At 63.1% G+C, this 14421-nt stretch carries 14 protein-coding genes; 6 read left to right on the forward strand and 8 right to left on the reverse strand.

All coding sequences use genetic code 11. The features are described 5' to 3' along the window. The first annotated feature begins 6 nt into the window (after positions 1–6). A complete protein-coding gene (locus tag Q0949_RS15880; protein WP_299374409.1) occupies positions 7–2361 on the forward strand; it encodes a TRAP transporter large permease subunit in 2355 nt (784 codons plus the stop codon). Positions 2362–2492: 131 nt separating this feature from the next. Here Q0949_RS15880 and Q0949_RS15885 read toward each other — a convergent pair whose 3' ends face one another. The 3 genes from Q0949_RS15885 to Q0949_RS15895 all read right to left on the reverse strand — a co-directional run bounded on the left by Q0949_RS15885 (position 2493) and on the right by Q0949_RS15895 (position 4288). Next, positions 2493–3314, reverse strand: a complete 822-nt coding sequence (locus tag Q0949_RS15885; RefSeq protein ID WP_299374411.1) for an arginyltransferase — start codon at positions 3312–3314, stop codon at positions 2493–2495. Between the two features lie 67 nt (positions 3315–3381). Continuing rightward, the gene (locus Q0949_RS15890; RefSeq protein ID WP_299374413.1) at positions 3382–3816 is read right to left on the reverse strand and encodes an RDD family protein; all 435 of its coding nucleotides are present in this window, start codon (positions 3814–3816) and stop codon (positions 3382–3384) included. A gap of 70 nt (positions 3817–3886) precedes the next feature. Next, a complete protein-coding gene (locus tag Q0949_RS15895) occupies positions 3887–4288 on the reverse strand; it encodes a DUF2852 domain-containing protein (protein WP_299374415.1) in 402 nt (133 codons plus the stop codon). Positions 4289–4522: 234 nt separating this feature from the next. Here Q0949_RS15895 and Q0949_RS15900 point away from each other — a divergent pair, with 234 nt between their 5' ends. The 5 genes from Q0949_RS15900 to Q0949_RS15920 all read left to right on the forward strand — a co-directional run bounded on the left by Q0949_RS15900 (position 4523) and on the right by Q0949_RS15920 (position 10138). Beyond that, positions 4523–7327 carry a glutamine-synthetase adenylyltransferase gene (locus Q0949_RS15900; RefSeq protein WP_299374417.1) on the forward strand — a complete coding sequence of 935 codons (2805 nt, stop codon included), beginning with the start codon at positions 4523–4525 and terminating at the stop codon, positions 7325–7327. Further along, the gene (locus Q0949_RS15905) at positions 7281–7559 is read left to right on the forward strand and encodes a hypothetical protein (protein WP_299374419.1); all 279 of its coding nucleotides are present in this window, start codon (positions 7281–7283) and stop codon (positions 7557–7559) included. Before Q0949_RS15900 ends, Q0949_RS15905 begins: the two co-directional genes overlap by 47 nt. A 129-nt stretch (positions 7560–7688) precedes the next feature. Further along, complete coding sequence (locus tag Q0949_RS15910; RefSeq protein WP_299374421.1) at positions 7689–8345, forward strand: DUF6778 family protein; 657 nt, start codon at positions 7689–7691, stop codon at positions 8343–8345. Between the two features lie 39 nt (positions 8346–8384). Then, the gene (locus tag Q0949_RS15915; protein ID WP_299374424.1) at positions 8385–9593 is read left to right on the forward strand and encodes an RSP_2647 family RNA methyltransferase; all 1209 of its coding nucleotides are present in this window, start codon (positions 8385–8387) and stop codon (positions 9591–9593) included. Continuing rightward, entirely contained in the window at positions 9590–10138 is a 549-nt protein-coding gene (locus Q0949_RS15920; RefSeq protein ID WP_299374427.1) for an RSP_2648 family PIN domain-containing protein, read from the forward strand. The genes Q0949_RS15915 and Q0949_RS15920 overlap by 4 nt, the downstream gene beginning before the upstream one ends. Here Q0949_RS15920 and Q0949_RS15925 read toward each other — a convergent pair. The 5 genes from Q0949_RS15925 to Q0949_RS15945 all read right to left on the reverse strand — a co-directional run bounded on the left by Q0949_RS15925 (position 10135) and on the right by Q0949_RS15945 (position 14225). Further along, positions 10135–10824 (reverse strand): M48 family metalloprotease, encoded by a 690-nt coding sequence (locus tag Q0949_RS15925; RefSeq protein WP_299374430.1) that lies wholly within the window; start codon positions 10822–10824, stop codon positions 10135–10137. The two genes, Q0949_RS15920 and Q0949_RS15925, sit on opposite strands and share 4 nt — an antisense overlap. A 186-nt stretch (positions 10825–11010) precedes the next feature. Then, complete coding sequence (locus Q0949_RS15930; RefSeq protein ID WP_299374432.1) at positions 11011–12198, reverse strand: VWA domain-containing protein; 1188 nt, start codon at positions 12196–12198, stop codon at positions 11011–11013. Position 12199: 1 nt separating this feature from the next. After that, positions 12200–12370 (reverse strand): apolipoprotein acyltransferase, encoded by a 171-nt coding sequence (locus Q0949_RS15935; protein WP_299374435.1) that lies wholly within the window; start codon positions 12368–12370, stop codon positions 12200–12202. A gap of 35 nt (positions 12371–12405) precedes the next feature. Continuing rightward, positions 12406–13764: a DUF2927 domain-containing protein gene (locus tag Q0949_RS15940; protein WP_299374438.1), complete on the reverse strand. Its 1359-nt coding sequence runs from the start codon at positions 13762–13764 to the stop codon at positions 12406–12408. A 5-nt stretch (positions 13765–13769) separates the two neighbouring features. Further along, positions 13770–14225, reverse strand: coding sequence for a GNAT family N-acetyltransferase (locus tag Q0949_RS15945; RefSeq protein WP_299374441.1), 456 nt, complete (start codon positions 14223–14225; stop codon positions 13770–13772). Positions 14226–14421: the final 196 nt, after the last annotated feature.

Here is a 14421-nt window from a genome sequence, read left to right on the forward strand (position 1 = left end):
AGAACAATGTTGTTTGGACTTGATGGCGTAGAAATTGGCCTGATCATCGTCTTTGTCTGCCTTTTTGGCGGCATCCTTTCCGGGTTCCCGGTGGCCTTTGCCATCGCCGGGGCCGGGGTCATCTCCTTTGGCATCATCGCGGCCCTAGACAGTGCGGGCCTGCTGATCCACCAGGCCATTGACGAAAGCGCGCAGGCCTACCGGGACCTCGTGAATTCCGGGATCAAGCCGGACAGTATCAGCGTTTTCCGATACCCCGACCTGCCGCGCATCGGCGAACCGGTCTTTCCCAAGGGCTGGGAAGTGGCACTGGACCGCAACGTCTCCTTTGTCGTGAACCGCATGAACGAACGGGTGCTGGCCGGTCAGTCGATTGAAACGCTGCTCGCGGTGCTGATGTTCGTCTTGATGGGCATCACGCTGGAACGCTCCAAGATTGCGAATGACCTGCTGACCACCATGGCGCGTGTCTTTGGCCCGCTGCCGGGCGGTTTGGCCGTGTCGATTGTTGTGGTGGGCGCGTTCCTGGCGGCGTCCACGGGCATCGTGGGCGCGACCGTGGTGACCATGGGGCTGCTCGCTTTGCCGACCATGCTGCGCAACAACTATTCGCCCGAGATTGCAACGGGCGTCATTGCGGCCTCTGGCACGCTGGGGCAGATCATTCCGCCCTCCATCGTGATCGTTCTGCTGGGTACGCTTGCCGGGGATCTCTATTCCGCGGCACAAGAGGCCCGGGCGCAGTCGGTTGGCTGTACCGACGCACTGACCTATCTGGGCGAGCCTGCGGTTGTGTCCGTGGGCACGCTGTTCCAGGCGGCGCTGTTGCCGGGCATCCTGTTGGCGCTGCTCTATGCGCTTTATGCCTTTGGCTACGCGATGCTGAACCCCGAAAAGGCACCGGCGGTGGAAATGGGCACGACCAATGCCGAACCCATCACACGCTCCGAAGGGTTCACATGGTTTCTGGGCGCGCCCGTTCTGATGATCGTGGGAACCATTCTGCTGGGCAACCTGAACATCGTCGGCAACCAGTCCACGACCGTGTCGGCCTTCTCCGACATCGGTGCGGCGGCCAGCCTGCGGACCAATGTCAGCGACGACTGCAAGGTCGCGATGATCGAGCTGCACGGCCAAGAGGCCTGGGACACGGCTGTGGCACAACAGGAAGAGATTGCAGCCGCCGGTGGCGTGCAGCAATCCGAGCGGCTGACGGAAGACGAGTTTGCCGCAGCCGTGGATGCCAAGGTGGCCGAGGCGGCGCCCATCGGCACGGGCACGGCGGTTCTGTTGATCCTGCTGGGGCTGATCCTGACCACCGCACGCGGCATAGCACCCAGCCGGGACGCGCGCCCGCTCCTGATCGGAGGGATCGGCGTGGTATTGGCGCTCTTGGCGGATATCATCCTGATCGGGCCGCTCAACACGGCTGGCTACTATGTGGCGATCATGGCCATCCCCTTTGCCTTGATCATGTACGGCGTTGTCGAAGGCATTAAACGCTGCGCCCAGAACGAGCTGATCCGCGTGGTGTTCCCGCCGCTGGTTTTGATCGTCGCGGTGCTGGGTTCGATCCTGGGTGGCATCACCAACCCGACGCCCGCCGCGGCGCTTGGGGCAGGGGGCGCCATCATGCTCGCCGCCTATCGCAAGCTGACCGACATGGACCGCAGCCCCAAAGTGATCATCTGGTCCACCCTGGCCATCGTGGTCTGTATCCTGATCGGCGTGAATTTTGATCTGCGGATCAATCAGGACAACGTCACGGCACAGAGCTGGTTTGCCTTCTTCGTAGCCTATGCCGCGTATCTCTATGCGCTGTTTGGCCTGCTGTTCAGCTGCTATATCCTGTGGACCAGCGGCGTGCTGGCTCCGGTTGTGCGCGAGACGGCCAAGGTGACGTCGATGGTCTTTACCATCCTGATCGGTTCGCAGCTTTTGAACCTCGTGGTCATCTCTTTTGGTGGCGAGCACTATATCCAGCAGTTCCTGAAATCGTTCGACAACGAATTCACCGTGTTCCTGATCGTGATGCTGGTGCTGTTCATCCTGGGCTTCGTGCTGGACTTCCTCGAGATCATCTACATCGTCATCCCGATCGTGGGGCCGGTCATCTATGGCGGCACGTTCGATCCCAAATGGGTGACGATCATGATCGCGGTGAACCTGCAGACGTCGTTCCTGACGCCGCCCTTCGGGTTCGCGCTGTTCTACCTGCGTGGGGTGGCGCCCAAGGAGGTCACGACCGGCCACATCTATCGCGGGATCATCCCGTTTGTGTTGATCCAGGTGGCGGGGCTTGCACTGTTGTGGACGTTCCCGGGCATTGTCACGCTGGTGCCGGATCTGATCCCGAACTGATCGGATCGCCGTTGATCCAAATGAAAAGGCGGCCCCGCCGGGGCCGCCTTTGTTACATGGTCAGGGGGCCTTGCCCCCGTCCTGCGGACTCCCCCAGCATATTTTCGGAACAATGAAGCGGCAGGGCTCCGTCAGGCGGTGGGACGTGTGTCAGGCAGGGAGATGTTTGCAACCTGTTCCGCGATGGGATCGGTCGACAGGGGGTGCGTGTCGGGATGGAAATTCCGCGGGTCCGTCATTTTTTGCCAGCGCCCGCCGAGATAGACCTCGAGGCCCGAGAACTTGGCCTTGTACCCCATCTTCTGGCTGCCCGGCACCCAGTAGCCGAGATAGACGTAAGGCAGGTCGGCCTCGCGCGCGATTTCGATATGGTCAAGGATCATGTGCGTGCCCAGCGACCGGCGGGGCATGTCGGGGGCGTAAAAGCTGTAGACCATGCTCAGCCCGTCCTGGAGCACATCCGTCAGGCTGACGCCGATCAGGTCTTTTGACCCGTCCGTCTTGGTATATTCGATGACGCGGCTGCGGATCGGGGTTTCCTCGATCATTGCGGCAAATTCGAACACGTCCATATCCGCCATGCCACCATCGGCGTGACGGCTGTCGAGATAGGTGCGGAAGAGGTCGTATTGATCCTCGGTCGCCCAGGGGGATGTTGCCCGGCGCGCGAGGTCCGTGTTGCGTTTGACCGTGCGGCGCTGGCTCTTGGTGGGTTTGAACGCCGCCACGTCGATCCGTGCGGACAGGCAGGCGGAGCAATCGGCGCAGGAGGGGCGGTAGAGCACGTTTTGCGACCGCCGAAACCCTTGCTGGCTGAGGCTGTTGTTCAGCTTTTCCGAGTTCTCGCCTTGCAGCGCCGTGAACAGCTTGCGCTCCATCCTGCCATCCAGATACGGGCAGGGTTGTGGCGCAGTCACATAAAACTGCGGAGCGAGGGGAAGCGTGTGGCGCATATCGATCCTGTGCGGGTTGGCGCAGATGATAGCAAGGCTGCCGGTCGTGGCAAGTCCGGAAGCGCGCCTATGCGACGGCGCGCCGGTTCAGGGCCGCACTGCCCATGAACATGTCCGTCAGACCCTGGCCGCGGTTCGAGGTCATCATCAGAACGATCGAGATCAGTTGCAACGGCGCCACCGCCCAGCTAACGGTGTAGCCCAGCGTGTGCAGGAAGGCCTGTCCGAGGTCAAAACGTGCCCCCGTTGCATCGCGCAATTCGATCGCCATCAGGCGCATGCCCCAGGTCGCAGAACGGGTTGCAATGGTCACGGTGCGGTAGATAAACCCAACCACGGCCATCAGCCCGAAAAAGAAAAACAGTGCCAGAAAAGCGGTAAAGGGCAGCACCACAACGCACATCAGCGCGACGATGATGATGTCGATGACCCATGCGAAAAACCGCTTGGCGGCGACGTCGCGGTAAAACTGAGGCTGTGTCAAAGGATCGGCAAGGTGCACGGGGGGAAAACTCCGGGAATGTCTTGGCAGGGACCTGGCCCCGCAGGAACGGGGCCAGGTGAGGGATCGATCAGTCTTCGGATTTGGCGGCCTTGGCACGCTCGTCCATGAACTGATCGAATTCCGATTTGTCCTTGGCCTCGCGCAGACGCTCGAGAAAGGCTTCGAAATTGTGCTGCTCGTCTTCCAGACGGCGCAGCGTATCGGCCTTGTAGGCGTCAAAGGCGGAGTTGCCGGTCGTGCGCATGGTTGTCATCGGATTGACCATGCGGGAGGAGGATTTCGAAAACATGCGCTTGCTCCAGATCATGTAGAACAGAAGGGCCAGACCAACGGGCCAGAAGAAGATGAAGCCGAGGACCATGGCCGCGATCCAGGCGCCTTTGCCCTTTTCATCAAGCCAACGCTCGGTCTTGGAAAACCAACCGCCACCGGTATGCGGGGCGGGGGCTGTGGTGGACATGGACGTCATTTTCAAACCTTTCTCGAGGTGGGCGGTGGCCCGGTGGCTGTAACTGTGTATGTGAATGCTCTTCACATTACAAAAGATGGGGGTTTGCGTGAAAGTTGCAAGGAAAAATGTAAAACTATTTCACATAAAGTGAAATTTCGAAGCGATTTCAGTGGGTAAGGGCGCTTTCTCGCGGGCGGGCCGTGTGATTTGGAGGCCATTGACCTTTGCGCGCGGGCTTTGGATGGTGCGCATATGCGCCTTGCCGATGCCATTACCAGAGTTCCCCGCCTCTATGATGCGGCGCGTGGTCGGGAGACCCTGCACCACTATGACATGGATGATGCAAGGCTGCGCGACCTGATCAAAGGCGCGGCAGCGTGCAGCCCTTATCTTGCCAGTCTGATCACCCGAGAGGCTGCGTGGCTGTCGGACGCGGTGACCGACGTGGACGCGGCGATCGCAGGCGCGCTGACCCCGCCGCAGGGGGATCTGGCCGCAATCAAGCCCGCGCTGCGGCAGGCCAAGCGGCGTGTCGCCTTGCTTGCGGGGCTCGCTGATCTGGGCGGCGCGTGGTCGCTGGAGCAGGTGACCACTGCGCTGACGCAACTGGCCGACATGGCGTGCCAGACGGCACTGACCGCCGGATTGCAGGCGCAGATCGCGCGGGGGCGCTTGCCCGAAGGCGACGCGGGGCTCTTTGTGCTGGCGATGGGCAAGATGGGCGCGTTCGAGCTGAACTATTCCTCCGACATCGACCTCATCTGTCTTTTTGATGAGACGCAACATGCGCCCTCGGACTATCCGACAATCCGCAAGGCCTGCGTAAAGGCGGTGCAGGACATGTGCGCAGCCCTCAGCGATCTGACAGCCGAGGGCTATGTGTTCCGCACCGACCTGAGGCTGCGCCCGGATCCGGCGGTGACGCCCGTGGTGCTGTCGACCGGGGCGGCAGAGCGTTATTACGAAAGCCTTGGCCGCACATGGGAACGCGCCGCGTTCATCAAGGCGCGGGTCTGTGCGGGCAACATGGCCGCGGGCCGGGGCTATCTGAGCGAACTCGGCCCCTTTGTCTGGCGCCGCCACCTGGATTTCGCCGCCGTGCAGGACGCCCATGACATGCGGCTCGCCATTCGCGCGCACAAGGGCACGGGCGGGCCGATCACCTTGATGGGCCACAATATGAAACTGGGTCGCGGTGGCATTCGAGAGATCGAATTCTTTACCCAGACCCGCCAGCTGATCGCGGGTGGGCGGGATGCGTCGCTGCGGGTGCGTGGCACGGTCGAGGGGCTGGAACGGCTGGCCGCACGCGGATGGGTGGACGTCGCAGTCGCTGATGATCTGGCCGACCACTACCGCTTTGCGCGCACGGTCGAACACCGGGTCCAGATGGTGCGCGATGCGCAGACGCATACGCTGCCTACCTCGCAAGAGGGCTTTGACCGGCTGGCTGCGATGATGGATATGGACCGCGCGGATCTCGAGGGCACGCTGAAACAGCGGCTGTCGGCGGTACACGCCGAGACCGAAGGTTTCTTTGCGCCCGCCAAGGCGGAGGAGACGCCGAAGCTGGCCCTCGACCCGGCGATGCAGGCTCGCTGGCGCAGCTACCCCGCCTTGCGCAGCGCGCGGGGGGCGGCGCTTTTTGACCGGATCGAACCCATGCTGCTGGCGCGGCTGGCCGAAACCGCCAAGCCCGAAGAGGCACTTGCCGCCTTTGACGGGTTCCTCGCCGGTCTGCCTGCTGGGGTTCAGCTTTTCTCGCTCTTTGACGCCAACCCGCAGCTGGTCGATCTACTGGTCGACATCACCGGCACGTCGCCCGCGCTGGCCCGCCACCTGTCGCGCAATGCCGCGGTGCTGGATGCGGTGATCGGGGGCAGTTTCTTTGAACCCTGGCCCGGACAGGACGCGCTGGCCGCCGATGCCGCCGCAAGGCTGGCCGCCGAAGACGACTATGAAACCAAGCTGGACATGATCCGCGCCTGGGCCAAGGAATGGCATTTCCGCATCGGCGTGCACCATCTGCGTGAACTCATCACCGCGCGCGAGGCGGGCACGCAATACTCCGACCTCGCCCGCGCGGCCCTGCGCGCACTCTGGCCGGAGGTACAGGCGCAGTTTGCCAAACGCCACGGCCCCGCACCCGGGCGTGGTGCGGCCATCATCGGCATGGGCAGCCTGGGCGCGCAGCAACTGACCGCGCAATCCGACCTCGACCTGATCGTGATCTACGACCCGCTGGATCAGGATGCCTCTGACGGTCCCAAACCGCTGCCCGCGCGTACCTATTATGCCAAACTCACGCAGGCGATGATCACCGCCGTCACCGCGCAGACGGCACAAGGCCGGCTGTACGAGGCCGACATGCGCCTGCGCCCCTCCGGCAATCAGGGGCCCGTGGCCACCAGCTGGTCTGCATACCAAGCCTACCAACGCAGTGAAGCCTGGCTTTGGGAGCATATGGCGCTGGTGCGCGCTTCTTCGGTGGCGGGGCCGAATGACCTGATGCGCGATGTCGCGGACCTGCGCGCGGCGATCCTCGCCACCCCGCGGGACCGGGCCGGGACGCTGGCCGAATTGCAAACCATGCGCACCCGTATTTCGAGTGCCAAGCCGCCCTACGGCATCTGGGACGTCAAGATCGGGCCGGGCCGGTTGCAGGACATCGAATTGCTGGCCCAGGTCGGCACCGTCCTGACCGCCCATGATGGTGCATCCGTGGCCGACGGTCTGGCGGCCTGCGTCGCAGCGGGCCTGCTGAATGACGCGGATGCGCAATCGCTGGGCGCGATCTATGACATGTTGTGGCGTGTCCAGATGGCCTCGCGCTTGCTCAGCACGGCCCCGGTGCGCGCGGATGATCTGGGCGCGGGCGGGGCGGCGGTGCTGTTGCGCGCGGTAGAGGTGGACACCTTGGAGGCGGCCGAGACCACGCTGGCAGCGGCCTATGCACAAAGCACGGCGCTGATGGAACAGGCCATCGCGGCCACGAACGAAGGAGATGCAGATGCCGAGCAAAGGCGGACCACTGGATCCCAAGGGCCTGATCTTTGAGGCCTACCAGATCGATGGCATCACCAAACCCGAATGCCGCAGCATCTTTCTGGACTGGGCGCTCAGCCTCGGCGACGGCATCACGCCGCAAGCCGCGATTGCGGAATTGCTGACGGTCTACGAAGGGGCCAACCCCGAACACCCCATGACACAGGTGCTGACCGAAGGGCTCGATAGCATAGCCCAACCGCGCCGCCGCGGCGGCTGGCGCAGCCGGTCGCGACCGCACTGACCCGTCCACACCGCGCCATGAAACAATCCCGCAATTGAACCTTTCTTGTCTCAATTGCGCCTCAAATCGAGGTCATCTCTGGGTCGGAGAAGAAAAAGCGTGCCAAAGCGCACGGATCGGAGACTTGAGATGAAACGCATCAAACTGGTTCTGTTGCTTGTAATGGGTGGCCTCGTTTCGGCCTGTGCAAACACCAACGTTGCCTCCCGCAACGTGCCTTTCGAAGGTGCACCGCTGTCCGCCGCACCCAGCGTCGGCTTCGTGCCTGCCCTGAGCGGCGTCCGGGTCGAGAACATCACCGTCCGCGTGCCCCGCAGCCTGACGGTTTCCGAAGCAAACCGTTATCTGCCCGCCGGTGACATCGTCTGGCGCGAGGACCCGATCGGCGACCGCCACGCACAGGTCGCACAGATCTTCCACGACGCCCTGTCGCGCGGCACCGAAGCACTGGACGGCACCACGCCCGTTGCACTGGACATTGAGGTCAGCCGCTTTCACGCCCTGACGGAAAAGGCGCGCTACACCACCGGCGGTGTGCACAACATCACCTTTTCGCTCATCCTGCGCGATCCCGAAACCGGCGCTATCCTGAGCGACGCAAAGCACATCCGCGCCGATCTGGACGCCTTTGGTGGCAAACAGGCGCTGCAAGCCGAAGCCCGCGGCCTCACCCAGAAAGTCCGCATCAGCAACCACCTCGCCGAAGTGATCCGGCAGGAGCTGACCACAGAGAAAGGGTTCGAGAACCCGCGCCTCGGCCTGATCCAGGCGATGAACCAAATCTGACCTTTCACAGGTCACCGGAACGGACTAGAGGAGGGCGCTATGACAGCGCCCTCTTTTGCATCCGACCGCCCCGCAATCCGCATGCGTCCCAAGACGGACGCGCGCCGCATCCGCCACGGGTTTCCCTGGGCCTATGCCAACGAGGTCGTCACCGACCGCCGCACCAAGGCGATGCAGCCGGGCACGCTGGCCGTCTTGCAGGATGAAAACCGCGCGCCCATCGCCCTTGTCGCCGTCAACCCGGTGTCCAAGATCATCGCCCGCGTGATCGACAGCAATGTCGAGGCCGATGTGGACACCGCGTGGTTCGCGACACGGCTGACCCGCGCGCTGGATCTGCGCAACCGGCTCTTTGATGCACCATATTATCGCCTGATCCACGCCGAGGCCGACGGCCTGCCGGGCCTTGTGATCGACCGGTTCGGGGACACCTGCGTGATCCAGCCCAACGCGGCCTGGGTCGAGGCGCGGCTCGACCTGCTGTTGCAGGCTCTGGTTGATGTGACCGGCGTGACCAATGTCATCAAGAACGCCAGCGGGCGTACACGCGTGCTCGAAGGGTTGGACGATGTCAGCGTGGTTCTGACCGGGCAGGCGCCCGATGCGCCGCTGCCGGTGCCGATGAACGGTGCCACCTATATGGCCGATGTGATGGGTGGGCAGAAAACCGGCCTCTTCTTTGACCAACGCCCCAACCACGCCTTTGCCGCGCGATTTGCGCCGGGCGCGCGGGTGCTTGACGTGTTCTCCCATGTGGGCGGCTTTGGCCTGGCGGCGCTGGCAAACGGGGCCGCCTCGGCGCTCTGCGTTGATGGTTCCGCGCCCGCGCTGGAGCTTGCGACCTTGGGCGCAGCAGAGATGGGGCAGGCGGACGCACTCAACATCCGCCAGGGTGATGCGTTCGACTTGCTCACAGAGCTTGGCACCGATGGCGCGGAGTTCGACCTCGTGATCTGCGACCCGCCTGCCTTTGCGCCCGCCAAACCCGCGTTGGAGGCTGGTCTGCGCGCCTATGAACGGATCGCCCGGCTGGCCACGCCACTGGTCGCACCGGGGGGCATCCTTGTGCTGTGCAGCTGCTCGCATGCCGCCGACCTGACCCGGTTCCGCACCGCCTGCCTGCGTGGCATCGGACGGGCCGGACGCGCGCCTGCCTTGCTGCATACCGGTTTTGCCGGGCCTGATCATCCGTTGCTGCCGCAACTGGCCGAAAGTGGGTATCTCAAGGCGCTGTTCTTCCGGGTATGAAGATCCTGATCGACGCAAATGTGCTCTATCCCACCGTCATGCGCGAGGTCGTGCTGGGGGTGGCAAAAACCGGGCTGTTCCAGCCGCTCTGGTCGCCGCGCATCCTCGAGGAATGGGCCCGCGCCGCGGCCAAGCTGGGCCCGGAGGGCGAGAGACAGGCCCGCGGCGAGATTGCCATGCTCGACATCGCATGGCCCGGCGCGTGCGTGCGGCATCCACCCGAGCTGGAACACAGGCTCTGGCTGCCCGATCCCGGCGACATCCACGTTCTGGCCGCCGCTATCCATGGCTCTGCCGACGCTGTCATGACCGTGAATGCCAAGGATTTCCCGCGCAACATCCTGACCGAAGAGGGCCTGCACAGGGTCGATCCCGATGGATACCTGCAAGGCTGCGCCGAGGCGCACCCGGACCTGGTGGCCCCTGTCGCCCACGCGGTCCTCAACACCGCCCGCACGCTCTCGGGAGACGATTGGACGCTGCGCCGCCTGATGAAAAAGGCGCGCCTGCCGCGCTTCGGCAAGGCGGTCGAACGGCTGGGCTAGCCCTCGACCTGCCACTTGGCGCGCAAGCTTTCCAATGCCTTGATCCGTTCGCCCGTCTTGGGATGACTCAGCAACCACGCAGGTGCGGCACCCGCATTGGACTGCGTCAGGCTCTCCAATTTTTCAAACAGCGAAATCTGCGGCCCGATGCCGATCCCTGCCTTGGTCAGCAGGGCCGCCGCATAGGCATCCGCCTCGTATTCATCGCCGCGTGACAGCCGCGCGGCCAAGAGCGTGGTCAACCCGTTGGCAATCCACACACCCACACCCGGCAGGAACCGCGACAGCACCATGGCAAGGGCCGTGCGCAGCGCGTTCTGGCCCGAAAAATCGATCATCCGCCTGCGGCTGTGGCCCAGGGCCACATGGCCTAACTCGTGGGCAATCACGCTGGCCATCTCGGCCGCTGAAACGCTCCCCTGACGGAACTTGTTGTAAAACCCGCGGGTGATGAAAATGCGCCCGTCCGGCGCGGCCAGCCCGTTCACTGGGTCGATCTCGTAGATGAACACCTTGATCCGGTCCAGATCCAGCGCACGCGCGAGCTGGTTGCACATCTCGCGCAGCATCGGATCGGCGAGTTCTGTTGATTTCTCGTCCAGCTCTCGTGCGGTGCGCCAAGCCGAAAAACGGTACATCGCAAGGCCATAGGCCAGCGCAAGAAGGATCGGCAGGACTTTTATCATGCCCTGCATATGGGGTGAATGGCGCAGTTTTTCCACCACCATCTGGCCACGGACTGTCCGGTTCTGGCGCCATACTCGCGTGCGAAGGCGTTTTCGCCTTGGAACTGCTGTGTTCGGGGTGTGGACCAAATACAAGGGGCGCCGGACCGGATCAGCGACGGGGCAGCAAAAGACCGCAATCCCCGTCTAGCGCGTCAGCGTCTTCATCCCCCGGCTCAACCCCTCCAGCGTCATGGGCACCATGGCCTCTGCGCCGAAAATCTCCTGGATCATGCCGATGGAGTGGGTGTAGCCCCAGTATTTCTCGGGCACCGGGTTGATCCACAGGTTGGACATCCACTGATCCCGCGCGCGCGCCAGCCAGACCTGGCCCGCCTCCTGGTTCCAATGCTCATTGGCGCCGCCAGGATAGGCGATCTCGTAGGGCGACATGCTGGCGTCGCCCACAAAGATGCATTTGTAGTCCGGCCCATAGGTGCGCAGCACCTCGTGCGTTGGGGTCTGCGCGTCCCAGCGGCGGCGATTGTCGCGCCACACGCCCTCGTAGAGGCAGTTGTGGAAATAGAAGTGTTCCAGATGCTTGAACTCGGACTTGGCGGCCGAAAACAGCTCTTCCACGATCTTCACATGCGGATCCATGGACCCGCCGATATCGAGGAACAACAGCACCTTGACCGCATTGCGCCGTTCCGGCCGGGTCTTGACGTCCAGATACCCGTGTTCAGCTGTGGCGCGTATGGTGCCGTTCAGGTCCAGCTCTTCCGCGGCACCGTCGCGCGCCCAGCGGCGCAGGCGTTTCAACGCCACCTTGATGTTGCGCGTGCCCAACTCGACCGTGTCGTCCAGGTTCCTGAACTCGCGCTTGTCCCAGACCTTGACCGCGCGCTGATGACGGCTTTCCTTCTGGCCGATCCGCACCCCTTCGGGATTGTAACCATAGGCGCCAAAGGGCGAGGTGCCAGCGGTGCCAACCCACTTGTTGCCACCCTGATGGCGGCCTTTCTGTTCCTCAAGCCGTTTCTTGAGCGTGTCCATCAGCTTGTCAAAGCCACCTAACGCTTCGATTTCCTTGCGCTCTTCCTCGCTCAAATGCTTTTCGGCCAGCTTTTCCAGCCACTCCTGCGGAATGTCCACGGCCTCCATCACCTGCTCGATGCTGATCTGCTCCAACCCTTCGAAAGCGGCGGCAAAGGCGCGGTCGAATTTGTCGATGTTGCGCTCGTCCTTCACCATGCTGACCCGCGCTAGATAGTAGAACGCCTCGACATCATAGGTGGCCAGCCCCGCTTTCATTCCCTCCAGAAAGGCGAGGAACTCCCGCAGGGACACCGGCACGCCATTTTTGCGCAGGGCTTCAAAGAAGGGCAGGAACATCTCAGCCCCGCAAGCTCCGGTCGAGCAGCACTGTGGCAATCAGCCCCACCACCACAAAGGCCAGTGCGTAGCCCGCAGCATATTGCGCCATGTCCAGACGGTTTCCACCGCGTTTGCGTGCCGTGTATCCGCCGATCAGCGCTCCGGTCAGAGCCGCCACAAGAACGATCATATTACCTTGCCTTTCAATCCCCTAAGGCGGCAAGTTCATCCGTTCAAAGGATTGAGGGAAGAGATTTCCCGCACCTTGGCCCGCACCGCCCAGTCAGGTCCGAATCCGTAGCGCGCCCACCCAAGGCTGTCCACCCTGACGGTGCGTGCCTCTGCGGTGCGGCCCTGCAAATCCAGCGCCTCGGCGCGCAGCAAAAGCAGCGTCGACAAAAGGGCAGCGTTCTCGTTCTGCGCGGCCTGATCGATATGCGGCCCAAGGATCAACAGCGCCTTGTCGCCATCCCCGCGGGTGATCGCATAGGCGGCCAATTGCGTGGCCACATAGGCCCGGTGCAGTGTCGCCCCGCGTGTCGCGGCATAGTATTGGTCGGCGGCACGGAAATGGGTCTGCGCGGCCTTGGGGTCCGACGACAGCAGCAGGCGGCCATTGGCGTAATGTGCGAACGCACGCCGGTGATCCTGCCAGCCCATGGCCTGTGCGATGTCCAGCGCCCGTTCCGCCGCGGCACGGCGGGCGGCATTGGTGGCACCGGGGCCAAGCGCGGTCTGCACGGCCTGGCTCCAGGCGCGGGGTGTGCGGGTGGCGTATTGCGCGGGCAGGTTCTCGCCACGCGGGTTGATCGCGGCAAAGATGGACGGCAGGCGCTGTGCCACCTGGCCACGGGTCATGCCGGATTTGAGCTGTGGCGAATAATAGGCCCGCAGCATCATCATATCGAACCCAGTCAGCACCGTGTGCACGTTGTCGTCGTTGAACACCGAGTCGGGCAGTCGGTAGAGGTCATTGAGCGGCCCCAGCGCCTGCGCCAGTTCCTCGTGCAGGCAGTCGCGCACTTCTTGCGGGCTTGCGTCATTGGGCAGGAAGATGGCGAGCTGCTTGCGCGTGCGCAGGTTGGTCCAGCTGGTGCGGGCGCTGCGGCGGTGGGCCTTGTATTCCGAAATCGTCGTGATGTTGGGCACCACGAAACAGGCGGCATGGGGCAGGGCGCGGCGGATCTGCGCGCGGCTCACCGCCTCGATCGTGATGTTGGCATTGCTGCTGGGCGCGGCCTCGTAGATGTCGATGCCCGCCTCGGTGCGCAACCGGTGCATGAGGCGGCGCAGGTCGGTGCCCAGCGATGCGGGCGGCGCACCGGTGACACGCACGGAAATGGGCCCCTCGAACCGGGTAAACACCGGCAGTTCACGGCCCGATTCTAGTTGAAAGCTCAGCTCGATGAAATCGAGTGCGAGGTCATTGTTGGACCGGATCGGCACCGCAGGGCGCGGCGCGCCAAAGGTCTTCATCGGCGGCAGATCGCTGGACTGCGGCAGGGCGCGGGTCGGGGTGTCGCCGGGTGTGACGGGCACACAGGCATTGAGCAACAGAACAAACGGCAAAACAAAACGACGCATGGTACTCATCCCCGTTCATACTTGATGAAGGGGGTCACGGTCCCGATGCGGTCATAAAGCTTGCGCGCTTCGCTGTTGAAGTCCTGGGTCAGCCAATAGACCGACGGCGCACCGACGGCGTCTGCCGCGGCATAGACCGCCTCGATCAGTTTGCGCCCAATGCCGCGACCGCGCACCGACGGATCGGCATAGAGGTCCTGCAAATAGCAGACATTCTCCACCCGCCAGCCATGGCGATGAAACAGAAAGTGGGTCAGGCCAACCAGCTTGCCACCGGTCTCGGCGACCAGGCCGTTATAGTCGTGGGGGTCCGTACCAAGCAGGCGCTCGAAGTAGGTATCAAAGACCTCTTTCGGACGGGATGTCTGATAAAATGCGAGATACGCCGCCCACAGATCGTCCCACTGCGGACGATCCGACAAAGTCAAAGGGCGCACAATAAGTGCGTCTGAACCGGTCATAAATACTGCCTGCCTGCCTTTTAGCATATTGGATGCGGGTGTTTTCACCTCTCATCACGGTCAAGGTATGGAGCATTTCAGGCAAAAGAAAGACATTTTATCCACAGCTTGGCCTACGCAAGGCGTCTTGGCCGCAATTGTGGCACAAAAGACTCGACCGACATGGGTCATGTCGCGTTTCGACAAGCCTGTGTGC

The sequence above is a fragment of the uncultured Tateyamaria sp. genome, assembly GCF_947487805.1.
Taxonomy (GTDB): Bacteria; Pseudomonadota; Alphaproteobacteria; order Rhodobacterales; family Rhodobacteraceae; genus Tateyamaria.